30 protein-coding genes are annotated in these 24,789 nt (G+C 62.0%); 15 read left to right on the forward strand and 15 right to left on the reverse strand.

Translation table 11 applies throughout. The annotated features are described in order from the left end of the window. Window positions 1–13: 13 nt before the first annotated feature. The 3 genes from ACEK02_RS22835 (at window position 14) to ACEK02_RS22845 (ending at window position 2,832) form a co-directional block, all read left to right on the forward strand. Window positions 14–1,051, forward strand: a complete 1,038-nt coding sequence (locus ACEK02_RS22835) for a Tim44-like domain-containing protein (protein ID WP_371423855.1) — start codon at window positions 14–16, stop codon at window positions 1,049–1,051. Between the two features lie 210 nt (window positions 1,052–1,261). Further along, complete coding sequence (locus ACEK02_RS22840) at window positions 1,262–1,930, forward strand: lectin (RefSeq protein WP_371423856.1); 669 nt, start codon at window positions 1,262–1,264, stop codon at window positions 1,928–1,930. Between the two features lie 194 nt (window positions 1,931–2,124). After that, on the forward strand, window positions 2,125–2,832 hold the full coding sequence (locus ACEK02_RS22845; RefSeq protein ID WP_371423827.1) for a glutathione S-transferase: 708 nt from the start codon (window positions 2,125–2,127) through the stop codon (window positions 2,830–2,832). Window positions 2,833–2,856: 24 nt separating this feature from the next. Here ACEK02_RS22845 and ACEK02_RS22850 read toward each other — a convergent pair whose 3' ends face one another. The 3 genes from ACEK02_RS22850 to ACEK02_RS22860 form a co-directional block, all read right to left on the reverse strand. Then, window positions 2,857–3,531, reverse strand: a complete 675-nt coding sequence (locus ACEK02_RS22850; RefSeq protein ID WP_371423828.1) for an isoprenylcysteine carboxylmethyltransferase family protein — start codon at window positions 3,529–3,531, stop codon at window positions 2,857–2,859. A gap of 101 nt (window positions 3,532–3,632) precedes the next feature. Then, window positions 3,633–3,803 carry a hypothetical protein gene (locus ACEK02_RS22855; protein ID WP_371423829.1) on the reverse strand — a complete coding sequence of 57 codons (171 nt, stop codon included), beginning with the start codon at window positions 3,801–3,803 and terminating at the stop codon, window positions 3,633–3,635. 154 nt (window positions 3,804–3,957) lie between these two features. After that, window positions 3,958–4,431: a hypothetical protein gene (locus ACEK02_RS22860; protein WP_371423830.1), complete on the reverse strand. Its 474-nt coding sequence runs from the start codon at window positions 4,429–4,431 to the stop codon at window positions 3,958–3,960. Window positions 4,432–4,633: 202 nt separating this feature from the next. Between ACEK02_RS22860 and ACEK02_RS22865 the strand changes: the two genes are divergently transcribed. Both ACEK02_RS22865 and ACEK02_RS22870 read left to right on the forward strand, forming a co-directional pair. Continuing rightward, window positions 4,634–6,286, forward strand: a complete 1,653-nt coding sequence (locus tag ACEK02_RS22865; protein ID WP_371423831.1) for a fumarate hydratase — start codon at window positions 4,634–4,636, stop codon at window positions 6,284–6,286. A gap of 17 nt (window positions 6,287–6,303) precedes the next feature. Then, a complete protein-coding gene (locus ACEK02_RS22870; protein WP_371423832.1) occupies window positions 6,304–6,978 on the forward strand; it encodes a DUF429 domain-containing protein in 675 nt (224 codons plus the stop codon). A gap of 1 nt (window position 6,979) precedes the next feature. Here the strand turns inward: ACEK02_RS22870 and ACEK02_RS22875 are convergent, their stop codons facing one another. Next, complete coding sequence (locus ACEK02_RS22875) at window positions 6,980–7,954, reverse strand: SH3 domain-containing protein (RefSeq protein WP_371423833.1); 975 nt, start codon at window positions 7,952–7,954, stop codon at window positions 6,980–6,982. A gap of 395 nt (window positions 7,955–8,349) precedes the next feature. On the opposite strand from ACEK02_RS22875, the gene ACEK02_RS22880 reads away from it, so the two are divergent. Next, window positions 8,350–9,051 carry an Ig-like domain-containing protein gene (locus tag ACEK02_RS22880; protein ID WP_371423834.1) on the forward strand — a complete coding sequence of 234 codons (702 nt, stop codon included), beginning with the start codon at window positions 8,350–8,352 and terminating at the stop codon, window positions 9,049–9,051. 3 nt (window positions 9,052–9,054) lie between these two features. Here the strand turns inward: ACEK02_RS22880 and ACEK02_RS22885 are convergent, their stop codons facing one another. The 4 genes from ACEK02_RS22885 to ACEK02_RS22900 all read right to left on the reverse strand — a co-directional run bounded on the left by ACEK02_RS22885 (window position 9,055) and on the right by ACEK02_RS22900 (window position 12,547). After that, the gene (locus tag ACEK02_RS22885) at window positions 9,055–9,618 is read right to left on the reverse strand and encodes an inner membrane-spanning protein YciB (protein WP_371423835.1); all 564 of its coding nucleotides are present in this window, start codon (window positions 9,616–9,618) and stop codon (window positions 9,055–9,057) included. Between the two features lie 72 nt (window positions 9,619–9,690). Beyond that, window positions 9,691–10,266 (reverse strand): hypothetical protein, encoded by a 576-nt coding sequence (locus ACEK02_RS22890; RefSeq protein WP_371423836.1) that lies wholly within the window; start codon window positions 10,264–10,266, stop codon window positions 9,691–9,693. Between the two features lie 327 nt (window positions 10,267–10,593). Continuing rightward, window positions 10,594–10,953, reverse strand: a complete 360-nt coding sequence (locus ACEK02_RS22895) for a hypothetical protein (RefSeq protein ID WP_371423837.1) — start codon at window positions 10,951–10,953, stop codon at window positions 10,594–10,596. A 190-nt stretch (window positions 10,954–11,143) separates the two neighbouring features. Beyond that, on the reverse strand, window positions 11,144–12,547 hold the full coding sequence (locus tag ACEK02_RS22900) for a carotenoid oxygenase family protein (RefSeq protein ID WP_371423838.1): 1,404 nt from the start codon (window positions 12,545–12,547) through the stop codon (window positions 11,144–11,146). Between the two features lie 110 nt (window positions 12,548–12,657). On the opposite strand from ACEK02_RS22900, the gene ACEK02_RS22905 reads away from it, so the two are divergent. Beyond that, complete coding sequence (locus ACEK02_RS22905; RefSeq protein ID WP_371423839.1) at window positions 12,658–13,389, forward strand: TetR/AcrR family transcriptional regulator; 732 nt, start codon at window positions 12,658–12,660, stop codon at window positions 13,387–13,389. A 51-nt stretch (window positions 13,390–13,440) separates the two neighbouring features. Here ACEK02_RS22905 and ACEK02_RS22910 read toward each other — a convergent pair whose 3' ends face one another. From ACEK02_RS22910 to ACEK02_RS22920, 3 genes are all read right to left on the reverse strand, one after another. Beyond that, the gene (locus ACEK02_RS22910) at window positions 13,441–14,022 is read right to left on the reverse strand and encodes an amino acid synthesis family protein (protein WP_371423840.1); all 582 of its coding nucleotides are present in this window, start codon (window positions 14,020–14,022) and stop codon (window positions 13,441–13,443) included. A 50-nt stretch (window positions 14,023–14,072) separates the two neighbouring features. Next, window positions 14,073–14,933, reverse strand: coding sequence for a fumarylacetoacetate hydrolase family protein (locus ACEK02_RS22915; protein WP_371423841.1), 861 nt, complete (start codon window positions 14,931–14,933; stop codon window positions 14,073–14,075). Window positions 14,934–15,095: 162 nt separating this feature from the next. After that, on the reverse strand, window positions 15,096–15,797 hold the full coding sequence (locus ACEK02_RS22920; protein ID WP_371423842.1) for a GntR family transcriptional regulator: 702 nt from the start codon (window positions 15,795–15,797) through the stop codon (window positions 15,096–15,098). Window positions 15,798–15,923: 126 nt separating this feature from the next. Between ACEK02_RS22920 and ACEK02_RS22925 the strand changes: the two genes are divergently transcribed. From ACEK02_RS22925 to ACEK02_RS22935, 3 genes are all read left to right on the forward strand, one after another. Next, the gene (locus ACEK02_RS22925; RefSeq protein ID WP_371423843.1) at window positions 15,924–16,916 is read left to right on the forward strand and encodes a zinc-dependent alcohol dehydrogenase family protein; all 993 of its coding nucleotides are present in this window, start codon (window positions 15,924–15,926) and stop codon (window positions 16,914–16,916) included. A gap of 40 nt (window positions 16,917–16,956) precedes the next feature. Then, window positions 16,957–17,856, forward strand: a complete 900-nt coding sequence (locus tag ACEK02_RS22930) for a VOC family protein (protein ID WP_371423844.1) — start codon at window positions 16,957–16,959, stop codon at window positions 17,854–17,856. Between the two features lie 136 nt (window positions 17,857–17,992). After that, window positions 17,993–18,943, forward strand: a complete 951-nt coding sequence (locus ACEK02_RS22935; RefSeq protein WP_371423845.1) for a tripartite tricarboxylate transporter substrate binding protein — start codon at window positions 17,993–17,995, stop codon at window positions 18,941–18,943. Between the two features lie 20 nt (window positions 18,944–18,963). On the opposite strand, the gene ACEK02_RS22940 is transcribed toward ACEK02_RS22935, so the two are convergent. Next, window positions 18,964–19,599, reverse strand: a complete 636-nt coding sequence (locus ACEK02_RS22940) for a hypothetical protein (protein WP_371423846.1) — start codon at window positions 19,597–19,599, stop codon at window positions 18,964–18,966. A 148-nt stretch (window positions 19,600–19,747) separates the two neighbouring features. On the opposite strand from ACEK02_RS22940, the gene ACEK02_RS22945 reads away from it, so the two are divergent. Next, the gene (locus tag ACEK02_RS22945) at window positions 19,748–20,455 is read left to right on the forward strand and encodes an SET domain-containing protein (RefSeq protein WP_371423847.1); all 708 of its coding nucleotides are present in this window, start codon (window positions 19,748–19,750) and stop codon (window positions 20,453–20,455) included. On the opposite strand, the gene ACEK02_RS22950 is transcribed toward ACEK02_RS22945, so the two are convergent. Continuing rightward, entirely contained in the window at window positions 20,452–20,850 is a 399-nt protein-coding gene (locus tag ACEK02_RS22950; protein WP_371423848.1) for a hypothetical protein, read from the reverse strand. The genes ACEK02_RS22945 and ACEK02_RS22950 overlap by 4 nt on opposite strands. Before the next feature lie 116 nt (window positions 20,851–20,966). Between ACEK02_RS22950 and ACEK02_RS22955 the strand changes: the two genes are divergently transcribed. From ACEK02_RS22955 to ACEK02_RS22970, 4 genes are all read left to right on the forward strand, one after another. Beyond that, the gene (locus ACEK02_RS22955) at window positions 20,967–21,785 is read left to right on the forward strand and encodes a helix-turn-helix domain-containing protein (protein WP_371423849.1); all 819 of its coding nucleotides are present in this window, start codon (window positions 20,967–20,969) and stop codon (window positions 21,783–21,785) included. Between the two features lie 65 nt (window positions 21,786–21,850). Continuing rightward, window positions 21,851–22,516 carry a DsbA family oxidoreductase gene (locus ACEK02_RS22960; RefSeq protein WP_371423850.1) on the forward strand — a complete coding sequence of 222 codons (666 nt, stop codon included), beginning with the start codon at window positions 21,851–21,853 and terminating at the stop codon, window positions 22,514–22,516. Between the two features lie 62 nt (window positions 22,517–22,578). Then, window positions 22,579–22,782, forward strand: a complete 204-nt coding sequence (locus ACEK02_RS22965) for a type II toxin-antitoxin system HicB family antitoxin (protein ID WP_371423851.1) — start codon at window positions 22,579–22,581, stop codon at window positions 22,780–22,782. After that, window positions 22,779–22,985 carry a type II toxin-antitoxin system HicA family toxin gene (locus tag ACEK02_RS22970; protein WP_371423852.1) on the forward strand — a complete coding sequence of 69 codons (207 nt, stop codon included), beginning with the start codon at window positions 22,779–22,781 and terminating at the stop codon, window positions 22,983–22,985. Before ACEK02_RS22965 ends, ACEK02_RS22970 begins: the two co-directional genes overlap by 4 nt. A 3-nt stretch (window positions 22,986–22,988) precedes the next feature. On the opposite strand, the gene ACEK02_RS22975 is transcribed toward ACEK02_RS22970, so the two are convergent. Both ACEK02_RS22975 and ACEK02_RS22980 read right to left on the reverse strand, forming a co-directional pair. Next, window positions 22,989–23,933 carry a JmjC domain-containing protein gene (locus tag ACEK02_RS22975; RefSeq protein ID WP_371423853.1) on the reverse strand — a complete coding sequence of 315 codons (945 nt, stop codon included), beginning with the start codon at window positions 23,931–23,933 and terminating at the stop codon, window positions 22,989–22,991. 18 nt (window positions 23,934–23,951) lie between these two features. After that, window positions 23,952–24,789: GNAT family N-acetyltransferase (locus tag ACEK02_RS22980; RefSeq protein WP_371423854.1), on the reverse strand; the 838-nt coding region annotated here is incomplete at its 5' end.

Consider the following 24,789-nt stretch of genomic DNA (forward strand, 5'->3'; position numbering starts at 1 on the left):
TGAGGGAATGACCATGACTTTCACGTTCAGCATGCGCGGCGTCGTCAAGACGATGGCCGTTGTTCTTTCGCTGGCGATGCCGCTCACGATTGCAATCTCCTCTGCCGACGCCCGCGTTGGCGGCGGCGGCAGCTCGGGCTCGCGCGGCAATCGCACGTTCTCGGCTCCGCCGAGCACGTCGACGGCGCCTAACGCGGCTCAGCCGTTCAACCGCACGATGCAACAGCCGGGTTCGCCTGGCATGAACGGCGCGACCACGGGCGCAGCCAGCAAGGGCGGTTTCTTCAACCGTCCGGGCATGGGCATGCTCGGCGGCCTCGCAGCCGGCTTCCTCGGCGCAGGCCTGCTCGGCATGCTGTTCGGCGGCGGTCTGTTCAGCGGCCTTGGCGGTATCTCGTCGATCATCGGCCTGCTGCTGCAGGTCGGCCTGATCATCATCGTCGTCCGCCTCGCAATGTCCTGGTGGCAGCGTCGCAACCAGACAGCGTCGGCCTATGCCGGTCCGGCCAGCTCGGCCTATACGGGTCCGGGTAATGCTCCCGACCAGAACCAGGCGCACATGAACCAGGCGCAGCAGGGTTACGGCGCGCAGCCGACCCCGCGCAGTGGTCTCGGTGGCTTCGGTTTCGGCGGCGGCTCGAACGACAAGCCGCTCGACATCGTGCCGCAGGACTACGAGACCTTCGAGCGTCTGCTTGGCGAAATCCAGGCCGCCTGGTCGAACGAAGATGTGGAGAAGCTCGGCAAGCTGTCGACGCCGGAAATGGTGTCGTACTTCGCCAAGGATCTCGCCGAGAACAAGGCGCGCAACGACATCAACAAGGTGACGGATGTGAAGCTGCTGCAGGGCGACCTCGCGGAAGCCTGGCGTGAAGGCGACACCGACTATGCGAGCGTCGCGATGCGCTTCTCGCTGGTCGACAAGACGCTGGAGCGTGGCACCAATCGTCTGGTGGCCGGCAGCGAAACGCCGATCGAAGCGACCGAGATCTGGACCTTTGTGCGCCCGCGCGGCGCCGATTGGGAACTGTCGGCAATCCAGCAGGCGTAAGCCTTGCGTCACAGAAATCAGACAAGCGCCGCGGATCATTCCGCGGCGCTTTTTGTTGCCCCGTGCGTGTGCATTGCCAGGCGATGATCTCAGTAAGAGAGCGGGAATAATCCGCCGGATGACGTGTTGGTCAGTTGCGTTCCACCGCGACTGGCGTTGCGTGGCTACAAAAACAAATTGGAGGAATCGATGCCCACTATTCTCTTGACCATGACCCGTCTCGGTATCTGTGCCGGTGCTGTCGCCGTCTCGCTTGCAGCAACGTCGCCATCATTCGCGCAGGGCGCGGATATCAGCTTCTTCGTCACCAGCAATGGCATCGGCAATGGCGGCAATCTCGGTGGCCTCGCCGGCGCCGACAATCACTGCCAGACGCTGGCGCAGGCTGCGGGTGCGGGCGCCAAGACCTGGCACGCTTATCTCTCGACGCAGGCCGCCGACGACAAGTCCGCCATCAATGCGAAGGACCGCATCGGCAACGGCCCATGGAAGAATGCCAAGGGCGTCGTCGTCGCCAAGGATGTCGCCGACCTGCACAGCGCAAGCAACAACCTCTCCAAGCAGACCTCGCTCAGCGAGAAGGGCGAGGTCATCAATGGCCGTGGCGATACGCCCAATCGCCATGACGTGCTGACCGGCTCGCAGGCCGACGGCACAGCCTTCGCCGCCGGTGAGGATCGCACCTGCAAGAACTGGACGAGCAGCACGCAAGGCGCCGCCATGGTCGGTCATATCGACCGTACGGGGTTGAATGAAGAGCCGCCGGCGAAATCGTGGAACACCTCGCACCCGTCGCGCGGTCCTGATGGTGGCTGCTCGCAGAACGACCTGAAGAGCACTGGCGGCGACGGGCTGCTGTACTGCTTCGCGACGAATTGAGTTCCATTGCGGTAGACGAGCGGCAATGCATTCGCCATGGACGGGCTGTCCCGGCCATGGCGAGGGCTGCGGCGATAGCTGGACACGATACCTGTGCTTCACAGAGGGGATCTCGCCAGACGAGCGCGGCGAACGAATTCTGCGGTGAGCCGTTACCTTGACTGCCCCTGACGCGACATTTGGTGAGGTTCCGCATGGGATATGAGCTGTATTACTGGCCGACGATCCAGGGCCGCGGCGAGTTCGTGCGCCTTGCACTGGAGGATGCCGGTGCGGATTACCGTGACATGGCGCGCGGCAAGGGCGGCATGGCCGCGATGACCAGGATGCTCGAGATCAAGAAAGGCATTCCGCCCTTTGCGCCGCCATTCCTCAAGGCCGGCAATATGGTGATCGGCCAGACCGCCAACATCCTGTTCTATCTCGGCGTGCGTCATGGCTTGGCGCCGAAGTCCGAAGCGGCGCGCCTGCAGCTGCATGAGCTGCAACTGACCATCACCGATTTCGTCGCCGAGGTGCATGACACCCATCACCCGATCGGTGTGTCGCTCTATTACGAGGATCAGAAAGGCCCCGCCAAAAAGCGCAGCGCCGAATTCCTGAAAGAGCGCGTACCGAAATATCTCGGCTATTTCGAGCGGATATTGAAGGCCAGCGACGGCGCCTATGTCACGGGCCGCAAGGCGACCTATGTCGATCTGTCACTGTTCCAGATCGTTGAAGGACTGCGTTACGCATTTCCGAAACGCATGAAAAAATTCGAGCGGGAGATCCCACGCCTGATCGATTTGCATAACCGCGTGGCGGTTCGCCCGAACATCAAGGCCTATCTCGACAGCGACCGCCGCATTGCCTTCAACAAGGACGGCATCTTCCGGCACTACAAGGCACTGGATAAATAGTGCCGCGCAGCTCGCGCGGCGGGGTTACCAGAGCCCCGGACACAGACGATAGCGGACGCGCGTCGTATAGTCGGTGTAGCCGGGGAGACCGTCCCGCAAGATACGCTCTTCGGCCGTCGTGCGCCATGCGAGCAGTACGGTCATGATCAGCGTCAGCGCAGCACTCCACCAGGAGCCAAGCCAGAGCGATGTGCCGAGAAAAAACAGGATGGCGCCGCTATACATGGGATGACGCACAAAATGATAGGGACCGGTATCGACGACGTGCTGGCCGCGGTCGCGTTGAAGCTTGATGACCGGTGCGGCGAAACTGTTTTCGCGCAGTACCCGGAACGAGATGGCGATTCCCGTGAATGCGAGTGCCGCGCCCGCGATCTGGAGGCCAGCCGTCATCTGCGAAAGGCCGAAGCGCTGATCCAGTCCTGCAACGATCAGCCAAGCCAGTGCCACGGCAAAGAATGCCACCATGAAGACACGGTCTGCTGAGGGTTGTCCCGGCTGTATTACCGGCCTCATGCGTTCTTCAAACAGTGCGGGATCGCTCTGGATCAGCCACAGGCCGCCACCAAGGCCGAGCAGGATCATGAAGACCAGAAATGACCACGCCGCCGGCCATTGCCAGGTCCCGGCGGTAGCGAACAAAACCACGCCGATCACGCTGAACCAGACCAGCGTCCGTATCACGAGGCGAACGATCATGCCGAACCCCTAGGCCAGGCATCCGATACCAGCTTCGCGGCAGCGGTATGGCAGGCAGAGCGTCAGGCCGATCGGTGGCTGATCTGTCCCGCGATGTCGATTCAGGCGAGCTGATCGATCCGGGTGCCCTGGCCGGGCGGCAGTGCTGCGCGCGGCGGGGGCGGCGCGGTGCGGCTATCGTTGTCGTCGTTCTTCTTCGGCTCCGGCGGCTTCGCCTCGATCGGCGTCACCTGTGTGACCGGCGGCGCGCTGCTTACGCTTGAAACGCTCATCTCAAATTCCCTGTGTCCAACACTTGCAGTCGGACCATGGGCGCGTGCCAACAAGGAGTGGTGAATCAGGCGCTGCAATTTGCAGCAATCAGGCTGGACCGCCGGCTGTGGTGAATGTCGTATGTGCGACTTCGCTACAATTGGAACGAAGCGCTCATTCGTCCTTGCCGCGCGAGATCGTGATATTCGCGGAGGTCTTGCTGCGGGTGCACCGCAGATCGAGCCGGCGATAGCGCAGCTTCACGTCATCGCCGCGGAAGATCCCCATGCGGCCGAGACATCGCGTGGTGCCCTTTACCGTATCCGGCTTGGGGATCGTGAAGATGACGGCTGCCGCGCTGGCGACGAGATCAGTGAAAGCCGGCGCCGGCTTGCGGGTCGCGGACGCCGCATAGAGCTCGTTGCTGAAATTACGGCTGGCGCAGCCAAGCCGCAGCTGCTTGGCCGCTGGATGCGACAGGTAGATCACATTGGCCGCGGTGCGCCCGACGCTGAGCCCGTCGATCTGACTCTTGAGCTGACGCGCGAGATCGTCGCAGCGGTCGGCGCGGGCAGGTGAAGCGACAAGGGTTACGGTGGCGAGAAGGGCCACAGCCGAAAAAATACCGCGCAGACGGTCGAAAGACATTCCAGAATTCTCCTCAATCCCCGGCCGTACTGAAACGCGGGACGCCATTTTATGCAAGGCGCGGCGGGCGCCGTTGATCTTGGCGGGAGGAGGGCATCCGTCCCCGGGATTGCGGGCCTGTCCCCCTGTTTTGAACCCTTCAAAACAGTCCGGAAACCGCCTACAAGGGCCTCAAATTCCCTCCCTTTTTGAGGCCCCACCTATGAACGCCCCCACCGCTTTCCCCGATCCGAAGCCCGTACCGCCCTACAAGCACACCCCGCTGTTTCCGCTGGGCGCGGACACCACGCCCTACAAGAAGGTCACCACCGAGGGCGTGCGAGTCGAGAAGGTGCTTGGCAGGGACATGCTCGTAGTGTCGCGTGACGCGCTGAAGGCGCTCTCTGAGGCCGCGTTCGGCGACATCAACCACTATCTGCGCCCCGGCCATCTGCAGCAGCTGCGCAATATCCTGGATGACAGCGAAGCCAGCCCGAACGACAAGTTCGTCGCCTTCGACTTCCTCAAGAACGCGAACATCGCCGCCGGCGGCGTGCTGCCGATGTGCCAGGACACCGGCACCGCGATCATCATGGGCAAGAAGGGCTGCAACGTCATCACCGATGGCGACGATGAGGCTGCACTTAGCGAAGGCGCGCGCGACGCCTATCTGCGCCGCAACCTGCGCTATTCGCAGGTCGCTCCGCTGACCATGTATGAAGAGAAGAACACCGCCAACAACATGCCGGCTCAGTGCGAGATCTATGCCGAGGGCGATGACGCCTACAAGTTCATGTTCATGGCCAAGGGCGGCGGCTCCGCCAACAAGAGCTTCCTGTTCCAGGCAACGCCGTCGGTGCTGACCAAGGATCGTCTCCTTGCCTTCCTGAAAGAGAAGATCATGACGCTGGGCACCGCCGCGTGCCCGCCCTACCATCTCGCCATCGTCATCGGCGGCACCTCGGCCGAGCTCTGCATGAAGACGGTGAAGCTCGCGTCCGCGCGTTATCTCGACGCGCTGCCGACGCAAGGGTCGCCGGACGGCAACGCCTTCCGCGATCTGGAGATGGAACAGGAAATCCTCAAGATGACGCAGTCGTCCGGCGTCGGCGCGCAGTTCGGCGGCAAGTATTTCTGCCACGACGTTCGCGTCATTCGCCTGCCGCGCCACGGCGCGTCGCTGCCCATCGGCCTCGGCGTATCCTGCTCGGCGGACCGTCAGGTGCTCGGCAAGATCACCAGGGACGGCGTCTATCTCGAAGAGCTCGAGCATAACCCCGCACAGTATCTGCCGCAGGTCGAGCAGGCGCTCGGCGGCGAGGTGGTAAAGATCGATCTCAACCAGCCGATGAACGACGTGCTTGCGACGCTGTCGAAGTACCCGACCAAGACTCGCCTGTCGCTCACCGGCACCATGATCGTCGCGCGCGACAGTGCGCATGCCAAGCTGCGCGATCGGCTGGAGAAGGGCGAGCCGCTGCCGGATTATTTCAAGAACCATCCGGTCTATTACGCAGGCCCTGCTAAAACTCCCGAAGGCTACGCCTCCGGCGCATTCGGCCCGACCACGGCCGGCCGCATGGATTCTTTCGTCGATCAATTCCAGGCGGCGGGCGGCTCCATGGTGATGGTCGCCAAGGGCAACCGCGCGGTCGCGGTGCGCGAGGCCTGCAAGAAGCATGGCGGCTTCTATCTCGGCTCGATCGGCGGCTCGGCGGCGAACCTTGCCGAACACTGCATCAAGAAGGTCGAGGTGGTCGAATATCCCGAACTCGGCATGGAAGCGATCTGGCGCATCGAAGTTGTCGACTTCCCGGCCTTCATCATCATCGATGACAAGGGCAACGACTTCTTCAAGGAACTGAACCTCGGCTAGGGCGCGAAGCGCGCCCGATGATCGCCATCGGGCTCGATGGTTTCAATAAAGGCTGGGTCGCCGTCACCCTCGACGGCGACCGGCGGTCCATCGATTTCATCAGCGACATCTCCTGGCTCGCGGCGCAGCGCTTTAACCGTGCGGCCATCGATATTCCCATCGGTCTCGGTGATGACGGCGTGCGGAGCTGCGATCAGCTTGCACGCAAGAAGCTCAGCCCGCATGGCTCGCGCGTATTCTCCGGCGGCCGTCGCTGGCTGTGGCAGGACTTCACCGATCCGGATCTCGCCAACGCCGAAGCTGAGAGGCGCGAGCAGAAGAAAGTCTCGCGTCAGCTCTGGCATCTCGGGCTGAAGATCATGGAGGTCGATGGCTTCGTGCGGTTGCATCGCGATCTGGATATTCGCGAAGCCCATCCCGAACTCGTTTTTCTCCGCCTGAACGGCAATGCGCCGCTGCCGTCCAAACACACGGAGGAGGGGCTTGCCCTGCGCCGTCACCTGTTGCTGGCGAACGGCTTCAGCGAGATCGACGACTGGCTCACTGCAAGGCGCACGCGCACCGGCGCAAAGCGGGACGACGTGCTCGATGCCTGTGCTGTGGCGCTGGCGGCGCGCGATTGCGCGGGCTGTGTGCCTGAAGGCGAAGCACCGCGTGATGCGCAGGGGCTGTCGATGCAGATCTGGTTCTAGCTCAACTGCAATTCGTGACCTGGCTTGAACACAGCCGGCGCCACCAGCCGCGGACGCCGTCGTGGCTTTCCACCAGCGCCCAGAAACCGCTGCAGGCGAGAATGCGTTTCGGGCCGCCGTCAGCGCTGATCTCGCTGCCGCCTTCGCCCTTGGCCGGTGTCCATTGCGCGTCCACATGGGGCGCCTGAAACAGCCCGCCCATCCGGGTATCGCCATTGGCATATTGTGCGCCGACCTTGTTGGCCGCGACCCAGCCACGGCCGCTATAGGGCTTCGGGTGGTTGCGCGGATAGACGCTCTCGTCTTCGTATTCCTTGCCTGGCGGCTGCGCGCCGTCGATCAGGAACCAGCCATCCTTGAAGCCGATGATGGAAAATTCCGTCAGCCAGCCGCCTTCCGGAACATTGTCGCCCTTGCTCTTGAATTTGTATGGCGCGGGCAATGTGCCAAGTATCTTTGCCTTCGCCGATGGCTCGGCACGCACGTTCAATCCGTTCGGGTCGCGGTCCTCCGACCAGCCGTGGATATCGCAAGGCATCGTGCCATTGGGAAGCTTGTCGCGTGTCTTCAGCAATTCGGCATGCAAGTTGCGATACTCGTCGTCGTCACGTGCGGCGCTGAGCACGCGCGGGATGTTGCTGTTCAATGTGACGTCGCGCGGGCGCAACTCGGCTGACTGGGTGGTCAGCTTGCCTTCGCTGCGCGCCAGTTGCGCGACCAGCATCTCGCCGGCATCGAACGCGCTCGCCGTCGTCTTCGGATCATCGGCGTCGGCCGGATAGACCGCGATATAGCCGATCGGCGCTTGCGGATTGGTGGTGTCGACATGAAACACCTGACCCGCCACGCGATCCGGCGGCACGAAAGCATATGCGCTCGCAAACCAATCGGGCATTTCGGGCGGGGGTGTCACGGACTGCGCAAATGCGGTGCTGGCGGTGATGAGGCCGGCGATCAGGATGGCGATTCGGGTCATGGTTTTGTGTCGCCGCTCCCGAGATTTGGTTCGACAAAACGCGACTCAGGCTTGCAGCGGATCGGCCGAATTCTGGCCCCTGCGCGGGACTCGATTCTCCGGTGACCCGCAAGGATGTGGATGAAAAAGAAAAGCGGTGACGACTCAGGCGGCGCTGTTCCAATAGCGGTCAGACCGCAGAACTCGAGGCCGCACCATGTTGGATGCCCTGAAGCTGAATGTGACGGTGGTGACGTTGCTGGCCGCGGCCAGTGCGGTCAATGGAATCATATTTTATCAGTATCTGTGACGAATTGTTCGGATCGGCATGGGGCCTCTGCACATCCTGCTTTTGCATTGAACCTTTTCGCCGGCCGCACGCCTCACCTCCGGGGCGGCTAACCGGAGTGTAACAGGTGAACAATTTTCATCTGGTCGTTGTCGCTGCATGTATGCTTGCAAGCCCGAGCGCAGTCCGCGCCCAATCCATCATCCACTCCGAACTGACCCGCACCACGCTGGCGTCATCGATCGATGCGAGCGGCCGTACGACGCTCACGGCCTCCGTGACGAGCGAGCGCGGTGGCGGCGTTCCCGGCGGCATTGTCCGCTTTGTCGATGAGACGACGCTCACCGTGCTCGGCTGGGTCGATGTGGCCCATCCCTGGCTGGTGGTGGAGCGACTGCCGCCCGGTCCACATCGCTTCCGCGCGGACTATATGGGGACGTCGGATTATCTGCCTGTCGTGGTGCAGCCGAGCCAGTCGGCGGTGGTGGCCGAGATCATACGGGTCATGCCGGCCGTAGCAGTGTCGTCTTCGGACAATCCCTGCGCACCCGGCGCGGCTGTGACGCTGACTGCCGCGATTGCCAGCCCTGACGGCGTGCCGAAAGGGGCGGTGACGTTTCGCGATGGTGAGCAGGTTCTCGCGGCTCATGTCGGGCTCGATCGCGCCGGCATGGCGTCATTCACCACCTCGGCGCTGTCGGATGGCGCGCGCTGGATCACCGCCGAATATGAGGGCGACACGATTCACGCGCCGATCACATCGTCAAGGTTCACGCTGGATGTCGGCGTGGCGCATCTGCGAAGCTCGCAACTACGCGCCAACGACTAGGCATTACATCTGCGGTGCGGCGGCGGCTGCGCGAAGCTTGCGGGCGATGATCACCCGCAGCACGACATACTGGATCGCGAAAGCCAGCACCTTGGCGCCAATAGCCACGACCGACACATAGAATGCCCACAGCTTCATATCGCCTGTCATGGCCACGGCAATGACGCCGGCACCGAGCGCGAACATCAGCGCAGCCCAAGCATAGCCCGCGGCGATCACATATTCAGGAACCGTGTCGCTGACGATCGGAGGAATGTAGCGCAGCATCCAGCCCTTGCGCAGCATGATGGCGCCGATGGCGAAATGCCCAATACTGGGCTTTGCCAGCACGAAGCGCGGATCCTTGGTCAGCAGCGTCGCGCCGCCGAGGACGACCACCAGCGCGAGACTGGCATAGGTCATCATATCGAGTGTCTGGCCTTTGATGCGCGCATAAACAAACTGCGTGATGGCGCCGGCAATCGCCACGCAGGTTGCCAGCACGACGTCACCAGTGACGAGATAGAGCACCAGGAAGACGATGGTGGAGAAGAAATCCTGGCCGAGTTTGGCGAATACGTCCTTCATCGCAGTGCTCCAAATTCAATCGAGATGTGACGGCACAAAATTGCAATCGAGAAAGAGATCGGGCTTCCGGAATCAGGGCTTCAGCGGCTCTGCGGGCTTCGCGGCACCGTACTTGGCACGGCGATATTGCGGATACCATTTGGTGAAGGCAACGGCGGAATTGCGGGCGGCGAAGGCTACCGCAAAGCCGATCCACAGCGGCAGCGAGGGCATGTAGATGATCAGCATGTCCGCCACCAGCATCAGCACGAAGGCGCCGGTCCAGGCCCAGGTGATGATGTAGTTCGCTCTCTTGAAACCGGGCAGTTTCACGGTCTCTGCATCGACGCTCTCGCGGGCATATTGCAGGGTGAAGGGCAGGCGGATCGCCAGCGAGAGCAGCGCAATCGCCAGCACGCCGCCATCGACGGCGAGGCGTACAGCGACCGGGGTCCAGTTGCCGTCGACCAGTGTGATGTAGCAGCCCAGCGCACTGAAGATCAGCACCGAGCCTCCCGCCAGCATCTTCAGCGAGCCGCCGCGGATCACGTCCCAGACCACGATGCCGAACGACAGCGCTGCTGCGGCGAACAGGCTGACCGTAACGGACGTCACCATCATCAGCATGGCAAAAGCACCGAACGGGGCAATGATGAGAAAGGACGCCATGGCGTTTCCAGTCAAAGTTATCTTTACGTTGTCAAGATTGCTTCTATGCTTCGCCGGCAGGCTCGTCAACAAAAATCTTTACACTGTCAAAATTGTCTCGTTTCGACATGTAGCCTGCGCTTCGACGGTAGGGCACGAACGCGACGCTCGATGTCCGGTAGCCTGGGTGCACGGTTTGCGAATGGCGGCAGGATCGTTTCGGGGGTGAACTCGGTGGCATCGGCAGCGACGTGCGGATCTGGACCTTCCGAGGCCGCGCGCCGTGCCGTTCTGATGCGCTGCTGCCGCTAAGGCGGGAGTCATGCGTCGCAACGCATCTCGCAGCGATCAAATGGCTCGCTGCGAGAGCGGGCAGACATTGCTGGCCGGCGTGAAATCGTGATGGGACGCCGAAGCCGCCGCGTCGGGTATGTCGACGCCTACGAGCGAGGTTCCGGTCATGACCAGCAGAAGGGCCAGGCTGGCCCAGCTTGCCGTCCGGGTCATCACGTCCGGCTTGCCATACGCGATCCTTGTGAGAACGAACTGCGCGCCGGCACCTGCGATGGCAACAAGAGCGGCGATCAGTACATCTCCGGCAATCATGAACATCGCGAAGAAGGCGATGGTGGAAAGAAAGCCGATAGCCAGTTTGCGGAGGAGTTTGATCATGGGCGGTTCCGCGCGCTTGTTGTCGGAAGCGCGCATTTGTCATGGTGTTTCACGGGGCCTGGGCAACCGGGGCGCTGATGAGAAACGGCGCCTCAATGTTTTCGCTCAAGTCATCTTTACAGTGTCAAGATTCTTTCTAGGCTTCGCGAACGGGTTCGTCAACAAAAATCTTTACACTGTCACAATTATAAGGGCCTGGATCGATAAACTTCATTCAACCAGCTGCTTATGATGCATCGACCCAGTTGCCATGGAAGCCTGCCGGTACCCGGTGACCGAGCTGGACGAGGGCGATCGGCCCCGCCGCCACGTCGGCAGCATTGAATACGGCCAGATCGCTGCGGTTCTGCCGGGCGCGCCAGACCACAGCGAGTAGCCAGCCATCGCCCTCGGCAGCGTCCTTGCCGCGCGCGACGAAGACCGGCTCGGAAATACTGTCGCCGAGCGGCAGCATGTATTGCGCCAGCCGCGCGCCACCGCGTCCGACATGCACGAGGCCCGAAAATGCGCTGCTGGCTCCCGGCGCCGGATTATCGCAGGCGTACCAGCCTTGCGTACTCACAAGACCCGAACGCCGTTCGTCGATGCGTGGGAATTCGCCGGTCATGTCGTCGAGATAAGTGCGGGTGAAGCGATCGGTATTGGCTGCCAGATCGAAGGTCCATCGACAAAGCCGGGCACTGGATTTCGCAGGATCGGTCGGCGAGCCGTCGGGATGCCTGAACAGTGGCGCCTCTTCGGACTGCATCACATCGGCGACGATGCACTCGCCTTCTTCCCACGCATTCATCACATGAAAGACGTAGCAGGCCTCGGCACGAAACCACCTGATATCATCGGCACTGCCGCCGCGCTTCATCACGCCGACATATGAGCCCTTGTCCGGCTCCCACGCATAGGGCGGGCGGCCTGAACGCGCACGATCCAGACTGCCTGTGATCGGCAGGATCGGAAACAGCAGGTAGTTCTCCGTGACAATGAAGTCATGCACCATGCTCGCATAGGGCGCGTCGAAACGTTCGAAGCGCGTCACGATGCCCGATGAATCGATCGCGCCGAACGAGATCGTCGGACTGAAGATGCCGCGGGCATTGTAGCCGAAGAAACTCATCTCGCCGGTGACAGGGTCGATCTTGGGGTGCGCGGTGAATGGCCCGCCGATGCGCCCGCGATAGTTCTGATAGCCGAGCGTCTTCAGCGTGCCCGGTTCGATCTCGGTTGGCGCGTGGCCTTCTTCGAGCGCGAGCAGGCGACCGGCATGGAAGATGATGTTGGTATTGGCCGCGCCTGAGTCATTGCCGAGCGAAGCCGGGGCATCCGGCAGCTTCTGGCCGAAGCCGCGATAGAGCGCGCGGCCTGCATCGTGCTCGGCCAAAAATTTCGGCGTGCGGACCCAGCGATTGCGATAGCTCGCGTGGCCGTTCTCGATGTGAAAGGCGTGCAGCATGCCGTCACCGACAAACCAGTGCGATCCCTTGGTCTCGAATTGTGGATTGGGACCGTTGCGATAGAGCGTGCCGTTGAGCTCGCGCGGCAGCTCGCCGACGACGGTCAGGAACGGCGCGTCGCACTCCATCGGGATCGGCGCAAGATTGTCATCAGCAGCCTCGATCGGGTCCAGAAGCGCCATCGTCGTCTCCCATACTGTTATCTTTACGTTGTCTAGATGAGTAGGTCCCGAAGGACATGTTCGTCAAGCGAAATCTTTACAGTGTCAAAATTGCGCGGTATATTGTCGATATGACGAAGCAGACCAAGACCGTGAAACCGCGCGCCGTGCCGCAAGACCGCCGCAAGAAGGCAGCAAGAAGTTCGCAAGCCAAGGCCGCGGCCAAGAAAAACGCCGGCGTTGAATCTCCCTATCATCACGGGGACTTGCACGGTGCACTGCTGAAAGCCGCGGAAATCGTGCTGGAGCGCGACGGACTATCTGGCCTGACGCTGCGCGCCGTTGCCCGCGAAGCCGGCGTATCGCACGCCGCTCCGACGCACCACTTCGGCGATCTCACCGGCCTCGTCAGCGAACTCGCGGCCATCGGCTTTCGCAACTTCAACGCCACAATGACTGCGGCTGGTGCGAGCGGCGCCACGCCCCTCGAAAGCGCACTCGCCCGCGCCAAGGCCTATCTCGCTTATGCCCGCGCGCAGCCTGGCATGTATCAGCTGATGTTCCGTACCGAGCGGCTCGACATGACCTTGCCCAGTTTGCGCGAGGCAGCCAATGCATCCTTCGCCGGTCTTGCCAGTGTGGTCGGTGCGAACCATCCGGGCAATGTCGCCACCGATGCGCTGACCATCGAGCAGGCCGCGCAGATCGCACGGACATGGTCGCTGGTGCATGGTTTCACCATGCTGACCCTCGATGGCCGTCTCACCGACATCCTGCGCCGCCTGCCTGACGGCACCGACGCGGAGAAGCTGTTCGTCGAGATGCTGAAGATCACCGTCGCCAGGGCGATGGAGACGAAGTAGCGAGACTCTTTGCGAAGTGCCGGCGTCGCGTGCAGGAGCTGTTTGCGGGAGTTATCGCTGTCCGTCATGCACCGAGATATCGGAAGCTGCCAGCCCGCCAATACGGGCATGGGGTCTTCCGCCGGTGGCCATCACTAGGCCGAAGGCGATCTCGTCGCGGCGCGGGCCATCCCAGATGGTCATTTCAGCGGTGCTGAAATGACTGCGGACATAGGCTGCTTCGATATGGCCGAGCGGGACCATCAGCCGTGTGCCGATGCCGCCAACGGTCTTCGCAGCCGGCACGATGGCCTTGGGTTGGCCGAGAATCTCGCGCATCGCCCAGCCGCCGGCTTCGTGCCATACCGCCGCATGTTCGAGTTCGCCATCTTCGCCGACGATCATGCCCTTGCCGTAGGCTTCGATCGTTTCCTTGCCGCCGAGCGCCTGAACGAGTTCGGCCGCAAGTGTGCGTCCAAGTTCGCGTAGTTCCGCCTGGAAGGCCATCAGGTCGGGCTCGTAGCGACCAGCAAAAGGATTGCGGATAATCGCCAGTGCCGTGCCGACGCGAAGCGGTAGTGCCAGACGTGGCCCGCGTTCATGCCAGGCCGTCTCGACGGAAGTCTGGGTCTTGCGAATGTCATAGGATGTCATGGTTGACCCAGTCCGTGTTTTGCGAGCGTTGCGAGAAAGTCGTCCGCCGACTACTCGTCGATAACCGGGTTGCTGAGGATGCCGAGTTTCTCGATTTCGACTTCGACGATGTCGCCGGCCTTCAGGAAGATTGGAGGCTTGCGCGTAAAGCCGACGCCGGCAGGCGTTCCCGTTGCAATGACGTCACCCGGGACGAGGTCAAAGATTTCCGACGCGTAGTTGATCAGCCGGGGAATCGAGAAGATCAAAAAGGACGTGTCTGAGGATTGGACGATGTCACCATTCACGCGGGTTTCGAGCTTGAGCTTGGTGGGATCCGGCAACTCGTCGGTGGTCACCAGCCACGGGCCGAACGGTCCGGTGCCGACGAAATTCTTGCCGGCCGCGATCTGCTGCGCGTGTCGCTGATAATCACGGACGCTGACGTCGTTATAAATCGAATAGCCCGCGATGTGGTCCATCGCCTTGCTTTCGGGAATATGGCGGCCGCCTTTGCCGATCACGACGGCAAGTTCACCTTCCCAGTCCAGGTGCGTGGATACTTTCGGCCGGATCACCGGCTGGTTGTGGCCAACCTGTGAGCGCCAGACCCGTAGAAAGATCGGTGGGAATTCGGTGATCTGACGGTCCATGCCATGAGCCACCGCTTCCTTGTGGTGGTCGAGATAGTTGCGCACCGCGCAAACGATCTTTTCGGGGCGAGGGATCACCGGCAGGTAGCTGATGTCCGAGAGCTTCAGGTCTGGCTTGTGTCCGGCAACGATCTGGTCGCGCTTGGCGAAGTCGGGGCTGGCGATGAAATCAGCGAGCGTCGGATAGTGCGGGAGCGCCTTGCCAAGATCGACAATCGCGTCGTTGACGACGGCTCCCCAGCTCTCGCGCTGCTGATGGCTGAAGGACAAGAGCTTCATGATGGGGCCTTTCCGTTTAATCCTGAATATCGGACTTTCGTAAGTTCGTTATATTTTCGAAAATAAAGCCTGGCAAGCGGGCTTTCGGTGCCTGTGGCGACTTTCCACGTCGGAGTTTAGGCCCACGGTCTGTTTCTTCGCCGGCTGGCCGGCGATCCCGTTTCAGGATTCGGTCAGCAGATGAGACGCGTATTTCACGACATTGTCGGAGGTGCTGCGGATGTGCCGGTCGATCAGGGACGTGGCCAGCGCCGTGTCGCGGGCGATCGCGGCCTGCATGATGGCGCGATGCTCACCGACCTTGTCGCGTGGTTGCGGGCGAAACATAGCGGACAGGTTTCGATAGCGTTCGGCGCGCTCGAACAGCGAAGCCCGAATGCCGAGCAACGTCGGGGAGCGCCCGCACGACACCAGCGCCTCGTGAAACTGGCGGTGAGCGATCTGCCATTCCGGATTCTCGACGTGATTGCCGGGAAGCCTTTCCTCGATGCGTCCCAGCCTGTGCAGGGTCGACATAACCGCTATTTCCCAGTCATCTCCGCCATTTGCGATGGAGCGGCTGAGCAGTTCGATCTCGATCAGGGTCCGGGTCTCGGTGATGTCGATCAGGTCGTCGCTCGTAACGGGCGCTACGCGAAATCCACGCTGCTCCTCGGCAACGACCAGGCCGTCCGCCGTCAGCGACGTCAGCGCCTCGCGCAGGGTCGTGAAGCTTGCGCCGAAAGCGAGCTTCAAGGCATCGAATTTTAGCGGTTCGCCAGGTTTGAGCCGGCAGGCGACGATATCCTGACGCAGTCGGTGCGTGATATCGACTGCGAGTGTTTTGCCGAACTCTTTGCGCGATTTGACGGCCGAAGCAGTCATGGAATGGACCTCGGATTCCGCCGGTTGATGGCGCCGGCTGGTCGCAGAATGCCGGTGCAGGACCGCTATTGCAATAATTTTCGTAATAGGACATATTTTCGAAAATAGCTTCTGCAGGGTGGATTAATGAAGGCTGTGCTGGTTCATCGTCCCGGTGGTCCCGACGCGCTCGATTATGTCGATGTCGCCATTCCGGCTCCGGGCCCGAAAGAGGTGCAGATCAAGGCTGAGGCGTTTGGCGTCGGCCAGCCGGACGTCTTGATCCGGCGCGGCGTTTACAAGTGGATGCCGCCACTGCCGGCCAATCCGGGGAACGATGTCGCAGGGTGCATCTCCGCGGTCGGTCACGGGGTTGTCGGCATCTCGGTCGGCCAGAAGGTTTTGCTGAGCGCCCGCGATCTGCCCCAGCGCGGCGGCTGTTATGCCGAATATGTGGTCGCGCCGGCCGACGCCATCCATTTGCTACCCGATGCTGTCGATTTGCAGGACGCCGTGTGCCTTGCGAACTACCAAGTCGCCTGGGCGCTGCTGCATGAATGCGGTGGGCGTAATCCCGCAGGCAATGTGCTTGTGATTGGTGCTGCTGGCGGCGTCGGCACGTCGATCGTGCAATTGGCGAAGCTGGCAGGCATGACGGTGATCGGTACGGTGAGCACCCCCGAAAAAGCCCGGTTCGCGAAATCCAACGGTGCGGATCATGTTATTTTCTATCGTAACGAGGACGTCGTCGCGCGGACGCGCGAATTGACCGGGGGGAGCGGCGTCGGCCTCGTGCTCGACCATGTTTGCGGTCCCGAATTCGTCTCCTATCTCGGCGTGCTCGGCAAGTGGGGGACGCTGGTCTCCTACAACGCCTTCGCCGGCCTTCCCGAAGAAAACCTGATGGGAGAGATGCGGAAGTATCTCGACGTCTGTCCGGCCGTGCGCTGCTTCTCCTTTCACATCTACGACCATGACCGCGATGCGCGCCGTGCCATCATGGGGAAGTTGATCTCGCTGCTCGGGCGCGGGGAGATCAAGCCCGCTATCTCCGCACGGCTGAAATTATCCGAGGTCCGGCAGGCTCACACGCTGCTGGAGTCCGGAGGCGCACTCGGCAAGATCATCATGACCCCGTAGGCGAACGGCTATCGGTCTGGAACGAGATACGGAGGACCACATGATCAAGGTAAAACGCATCAGGCATGTGACGTTTGTTACGCCTGATATCGAGAGGCAGATCGACTACTATCAAACGGTGGTCGGACTCGGCGTGGCGACGCGTGACGCCAGTCGCGCATCGCTGGCCACCGACTCGGACGAACTCGCCGTCGTCCTGCAGCGTGGCGATCAGGCGGCCTGTCGGCGATTGACCTTCGAAGTGGCGCCCGATCTGGATTTCGCCGATCTGGTGACAGCACTGTCGCGCGCTGGAATTGCGGCCCAGATCCAGTCCGATCCGCTTCCTGGCGTGTCCCGTTCGGTGTTGTTCCGCGACTTCGAGGAAATGGAGATCGAACTGCTTGCGGGGCCGACATTCGCTGTCGCGGAGCAGCCTGTCGGCGGCATTGCAGCCGACCGCCTCGGCCATATCGCGCTCTACACGCAAGACCCGCTGAAGGCGTCGAAATTCTATGGTGATGTACTGAATTTCCGGGTGTCGGACTGGATCGAGGACGCCTTCGTCTTCATGCGGTGTGGTTTCGATCATCACTCCGTCAATTTCGCGCGCGGCCCGGGTCGGCGATTGCATCACGCGGCCTTCGAGCTCCGTGATGCCTCGCACATGCATCGCGCCTGCGACCTGCTCGGACGCAAGAAGATGCAGATCCTGTGGGGACCGGTTCGTCATGGCCCGGGTCACAATGTCGCGATCTATCACCGCGACCCCGATGGCCATCTCATCGAACTGTTCTTCGATCTCGATCAGATGATCGATGAAGAGCTCGGTTATTTCGAGCCGCGTCCATGGCACCGCGATCGTCCGCAGCGCCCCAAGGTCTGGGTAGGTCTCCCCCGAGATATCTGGGGGCCCGCTCCATCGCCGGAGCTCGCGGAGTTCAAACGCAAGGCGACGTAAAATCGCTGCCGACAAAGTCGCCGCCATGAAGCGACAGATCGGCACCACGGCGATCAACGCTGAAGAAATAAAAGGGGAGGAAATAATGAGCCAGCTGTCGAAATCTATTCGGGGCAGAGTTCTCACATGCCTCGCGGTGTCTATATCTATAGTCTCGTCGATCGACGTGCCTGGCGCCTCAGCGCAAGCCTACCCAAATCGTGTCATTCGGATCGTTCACGGTTTCGCATCGGGTGGGGCCGCGGACACGCTCTCCCGCGTCGTTGCGGACGGGCTGGCGAAACAGCTCAATGAGACCGTCATCGTCGAAGCGAAGCCTGGTGCAGGCGGCAATCTCGCATCGGACGCGGTCGCCAAGGCTGCGCCTGACGGATACACGCTCGGCCTTGTGACCGGGGGGCATGCGATTTCTGCAGGACTTTACAAATCGCTGTCCTATCAACCCGTCGAAAGTTTCGAGATGATCTCCACGATCGTCTATTACGCGCTCGTCGTCGCTACCCGCAGCGACTATGAAGCAAAGACGCTGGGAGAGCTCATCGCGCTCGCAAAGGCCAAGCCGGGATCACTGAGTTTCGGATCGGTCGGCTTCGGCAGCACGCATCACCTTGCTGGCGAATTGTTGAAAGCGGCAGCTGGCATCGACGTGCTGCACGTGCCCTATCGCGGAGACTCCCAAGCGATCACGGCGCTGCTCGCGGGCGATGTGCCCCTGATCGTTGGAACCAGCGTGCTTGTTGCGCCGCAGATCGAGAGTGGTGCGGTGCGCGGCCTCGCCGTCACATCATCGACCCGGAGTGCTTTGCTGCCGAATGTTCCATCGGCCGGCGAGGCAGGTCTGAAGGGCTTCGATGTCAGGACGTGGGCCGGACTTCTGGCGCCGAAGGGGACGCCACCAGCCATCATTGCGAAACTGAATAAAGCGATTCAGGACTCGCTGGCCGATCCTGTCATCAGGACCCGCCTTGAAACGGCCATCGGTGGCGAGGTTCGCGGCAGTACGCCGCCGGAAATGCGTGAATTGGTCACGTCGGAAATCGCGCGATGGACGGCGGTGATCGACGCGGCGAAAATACCGAAGCTTTGACCGCGCGATCGATTTGAATCCTACCGGGCCAGGCCCGGGATATTGCGTGATGCCATCGCTAGTGCCGTGGCCCGGCCGCCGGTGCCGGCCACGCTGACCTTGTCGTTCTTGCAATCGAAGCCGCGGGCGAGTTCATCGGCGGCCTTGCGCGCGACCTCGTTCGCGTCGGGATTGGCTGTCACGTCGATATAAGCGACATGGCACACGGCACCCGGCGGCAGGCGTGTCACCACCAGCATCTGTTTCGTCCTGGGCCGTCCATCCTTGTCGGGATCGTCGTTGTCGGCGATGTGCCAGCGCTGGATCATGGCGAATGGTTTGCCGGCGATGATGCGCCATTCGATGGTATTGGTCGTCGAGTTGAACGGGCCGAAGCCCTGCGACGCTGCGGGCTCGCTGTTGGCGGCCGCAGCCGTGGTGCCGGCCGAAATGGTTTCGCGGAGATCATCTTCGTTCTTGAACACGACGAGGCCTGCGGGGCCCTTGCAGACCTGTTCTCGCGCATAGTCGTCGCCATCGATCTTGAAGTTGGAGACGCCGCGGCAATCCCTGTCGGCCACGGAGCTGTAGACGCTGCCGATATTGTCGGCCGCGGCGAGTGAGGTGGCGCCGAGCAGGATCGTCAGGGCGGCAGCGAGGGCGGGCAAGCGGGGCATTCAAGGGCATCCAGCACGGGAAAGGTGCTGGTTTGACGCTCACAAGCTGGGGAAGGTTCAACGGAAGCGGCTGACAGGGCTGGTTGAATCACGCTAGACAGCTTGGTCAGCCGTCATTTTGTCTCCAGCAGCGTCAGTTCCTCACCCCATGCCCGCCTCGACTTCCGCCAAGCCATATCGCATCGGCCGTTCCAAAACCGGTCTCGGTCTTTTCGCCACCCAGCCGATCAAGAAGGGCGTCAAGATCATCCAATACTTCGGGCCCCTGCTGGATTCGAAGAACGAGAAGCACGACGCGATCGAGAACAAGTATCTGTTCCAGATCAGCAAGCGCTGGACCGTCGATGGTTCGATCCGCAAGAACATTGCGCGCTATATCAACCACGCCTGCAAGCCGAACGCCGAGTCCGACGTCAATGCGGCCAAGAAGAAGATCACCATCCGCTCGATCAAGAAGATCGAGCCGGGCGAAGAGATCAACTACGATTACGGCACGGAGTATTTCAAGGAATACCTGAAGCCGATCGGTTGCAAATGTGATTCGTGCGAGAAGAAGCGGAAGAAGAAGCGCGCCGAGGCCCGTGCCGAGAAGCTGAAGGCCAAGGAGAAGGCCGAGCGCAAGGCGCTGAAGAAGGAAGAAAAGGCGAAGGCCAAGAGGGCCAAAGATAAGGCCAGGAAGGCCAAGTCTTCCGGCAAGGGTGCTTCGGGTAAAGGCGAGACGGCCAAGGCCGCCGCGAAGAAAACCGCCGCAGCGACCAAGGCCAAGTCCGTTAAAGCCAAGTCCGTTAAAGCCAAGTCGAGCAAAGCCAAGGCTAGCAAGGCAAAGGCCGGCAAGGCCAAGAGCAAGGCGGCTTAGGCCGCCTGCGCCGCTGCGCTTCGGCGCAGCCCGATATATTGCAGCTCTGCGAACACGCCGACTGCGATCGCCTGTGCGGCCACGAAGATCTGGCCGAGCAGGTTCGGCGTCACCGCGCCCGAGAACAGCAGGCCGATGCTGCCCAGCGTCCACAGCGCATTGCCGATGATGATGACCAGCACCAGCAGTTTCGGCATGGTCGCGCGGGTGCCGAGCCAGCCGACTAGCGCCGCATAGGCGATCAGAAACAGGCCGGATTCCAGCAGCAGTGCTTCAGGCAGATGCAGCAGCGGTGCCAGCACCGCCGCGGCAAAGGTCAGCAGCAGCGCCATGGCGCCGCTGACGACGGCGTCGATCTGGATGGCGCGGCGGAGCAGGAGAGAGGGATTGATCATGGTCGATGTCCTTCGGTTGGTCGTTGTCGATATGCCGAAGATGACCGGCGCGCAGAGCCAAATCGATTACCTGTGAGGTCATGGAAGCTGCGAAATTCGCGTGTTAGCTTTTTGCCATGAACACACAGCTTGCAGCGTCCTCCGCAACATCCCGGCCCGCCGGGATCGGCCACCATCTGCGCGAATGGCGGCAGCGCCGCCGCCTGAGCCAGCTGGATCTGGCCGGCGATGCCGAGATTTCCACGCGTCATCTGAGTTTCCTCGAGACCGGCCGCGCCGCGCCCTCGCGCGAGATGGTGTTGCGGCTGGCCGAGCGGCTCGATGTGCCGCTACGCGAGCGCAATGTCTTGCTGGTGGCCGCAGGCTTCGCGCCGGCCTTTCCGCAGCGGGCGCTGGACGATCCCGCGCTGACCTCGGCGCGTCAGGCCATCGATCTGGTGCTGAAGGCGCATGAGCCCAATCCGGCGCTGGCGGTCGATCGGCACTGGAATCTGGTCGCGGCCAATCGCATGGTGATGCCGCTGCTGGAAGGCATCGCGCCGCGCTTGCTCGGGCAGCCCTTCAACGTGCTGCGGCTGAGCTTTCATCCGGAGGCGTTGGCCCCGCGCACCGTCAATCTCGGCGAATGGTGCGCGCATCTGCTGGAGCGCCTGCACCGGCAATGCGAGGCGACGGCCGATCCGGAACTGATCAAGCTGTATCAGGAGTTGAAGACCTATCCGGTGCCGGCGCGGTCGGCGCCGATCGCAACCGATAGCGTCGTGGTGCCATTCCGCATGAAGCTCGGCGACGACGTGCTGAGCTTCATGTCGACGACCATGACCTTCGGTACACCGCTGGATATTACCCTGTCGGAAATCGCCATCGAGACGTTCTTTCCGGCGGATGAAGCGACCTCGGCGAGGCTGCGGGAGATCGCTGGGAGCGGGAACTAGCGGCCTTGCCCGCGACGCCCGCGGCGCCTATCTCTGGGCGGAACACATGCACGGAGCACGCCCATATGAGCACTTTGAAGCCGCTTCAGATCGACATCGTCTCCGATGTCGTGTGTCCGTGGTGCTATATCGGCAAGCGCCGGATCGAGAATGCGCTGGCGCTGGTCCCCGACGTGCCGGTGCATGTCAATTGGCGGCCATTCTTCCTCAATCCGTGGATTCCGCGCGAGGGCATCGATCGCTCGACCTATCTGGAGACCAAGTTCGGATCGGTCGAAGCCTATAAAGGCATCGCCGGTCGTGTCGTCGATGCGGCGGAGCAGGAAGGGCTGACCTATCGGCCGGACAGCGTGAAGCGCCAGCCCAACACCATTGATTGCCACCGGCTGATCCATTGGGCCGAAGCCTCCGGCAAGTCGGCGGAGGTCAAGCAGCGGCTGATGGAATTGTATTTCCGCGATGGCGGCGATCTCACCCAGAGCGAGACGCTGGTGCAGGCGGCAGCCGACGTCGGGCTCGATGCGGATGAGATCCGCAAGCGCCTTGCCACCGACGAGGATGTCGCGCTGATTTCCGGCAATGCCAAGGAAGCCGCCGACAAGGGCATCTCCGGCGTGCCGACCTTCGTGTTCGCCGGCAAATATGCCGTGTCCGGCGCCCAGGATGCCGAGAAGCTCGCACGTGCGATCCGTCAGGTGTCGGCGGAAGTGAACGCCGAGGCGGCGGAGTAGGGCGATTCGAACTCTGGCTCGGATCCCTTTTTGAATGGGGCATTTTCTGTTAGAGAGATCGTATGAAGATCAAAATCGTCGTTCATCAGGCTGAAGAAGGCGGTTTCTGGGCTGAAGTCCCAGCGATCCCCGGCTGCGCCACGCAGGGCGACAGTATGGACGATCTCATGCAAAATCTCCGCGAAGCGATCGAGGGATGTCTATCCGTCGAGGTCGAGCCACCCGCCGCAGGTGGGGTGGAGCAGATGCTGGAATTGCCTGCATGAAGTCCGTGACCGGCCGCGAATTCGCTCGTTTGATCGAGCGTCGTGGCTGGGAGTTATTACGCATCAACGGCAGTCATCACATCTATGGAAAAATGGGCAGTACAGTTCGCCTTTCCGTACCAATCCACGGAAATCAGCTCCTGAAGACCGGGCTTCTGCGACACTTGGCGAAGCTAGCCGATATCCCGACCGACGAGCTTTGAGCCTTACGCGCCCTTCAGATAATAATTCGCCTTCTTGCCGAGCGCGATGCGACGCAGCATCTTGCGCATCGCCAGCGAGCCGCGAAGCGGTTTGATCGCTGTGGTTACGGTCCGGTAGAAGGCGAGCTTCAGCATATCCAGTACCGGCCGCTGCCCGGGCGGCTTCTGCGGGAAGCCGATGCCACGCAGCATCGAGTTGAAGAAGTGCAGGTCGTTGACGCGGCGCACTTCGCGCGTCTTCCAGGTGATGGCCATTGAGATCGAGAAGGACTCGGCAGTGCGCACCCAGTGCGGCCACTGATAGGGCACGTAGCAGCCGTCGCCATCGAACATGTGAAACTCGACCGCGCGCGGCGCGAAACTGTCGTCAAATTTGAGATTGCGATGCTTGGTCATCGAGCGCTCGATCTCGTCGTCGGGGACTATGGCGCGGTCGTTGTTGTCGTAGATCGTGAAGAACTTCTCGCCGTGGATCTGGACGAAGAAATTATCCTCGCTGTCGAGATGGAACGGCGTGGTCGAATTCGGCGAGGAGACGAACAGGAAGCCTTCGAGCTGTTCGAAGCCGGCATCGAGCAGGCTGTTGAAGCCGCGGGCACGGGCCACCGACAGCAGCGTGTTCTCGAGCAATTGGCGATATTCCGGCGCGTTTTCGATCCGCTTCAGCACCATCCACGCGCCGGCGGTCTCGATGCGCCTGACCACCTCGACCGGGTCGAGATCGACCGACGGGATCGCATCGGGGTCCTGGCTGATCGCGACCTTGCCCGAATTGTATTCGATGAGATCGCGCGGTAACTCGGATGCGAGCTGCGCGATGCGCGGCAGCGTCAGCAGCGGATGTCCGGCGAGCTTGTGCCTGATGGCGAACGGTTTCAGCGGAAAATCGTTCTTGAGCGATTGATTGGCGGCCGAGATCACCGGCGCGACGTCAGTTGCAGCGTTCATGATTGACCCCCTGGATATCTAGCGGAGACGGTTTCGGATCGAGCGGGCGACGCGTCGCAACGGCTCGCGGATCGCGCGACGCAAGGTGAGTGCACCGTGGATCAGAGAGACCAGCGGGTCGTGCTTGCGCAGCGGGATCAGCACGTCGCCGATCGCAAGGCGGCCGCGCCAGATCGGGTCGATCATCGGGTGCCCGGCATTGGCGGTGGAGTCGGCGCAGGTGATCACGGGATCGGCGCAGAGATGCCGCGTCACGTCGAGCGTGAGTTGCACGCCGGGGGACAGTTTGGCGAAGCGCTCGTCGACACCAAGCTTGAAGTAGAACGCACGATCGAGATGCCTGAGCAGTACACCGGAGGCGACCGGCGTGTTGCCCGCGCGCAGCGTGACGATCTCGCATTGGCCGTGTTCGGCAAGCGCCCTGGTGGCGCTGTGGATGAAGGCACTGTCGCCGGCATCCTGCATCAGGGCGGTGCCGCGCTTGCCCTTCCATCCGCTGGCTTCGAGCGTCAGGAACGTGTCGATGGTCGCAGCGATTTCCGCCGGTGTGCGTGCGATGTGGAAAGTCACATCGCCGTGTTCCGCGAGGCGATTGCGCTGGCGGCGCAGTTCTTTCAGCTTCTTCGCGCCGAGCGCATCGCGCAGCAGGCCGTCGGCATCACGCGTGGCGTCGAGGCAGGCGCGGGCGTGGGATTGCAGGATGCGCGGCGCCAGGTCCTGCATGGCGAGCGATTGGCGGATCGCCTGCAGCGCGGCACCATCGAGCGAGACGTTCTCGAGGATCAGCGCGTGTGCGCCGGCCTTGCGAGCCTGCTCCAGCAGGCGCGTGACGGCATCCGGTGCCATGTCGCGGTCG

The organism is Tardiphaga sp., assembly GCF_041424195.1.
In the GTDB taxonomy this organism is placed as follows: Bacteria; Pseudomonadota; Alphaproteobacteria; order Rhizobiales; family Xanthobacteraceae; genus Tardiphaga.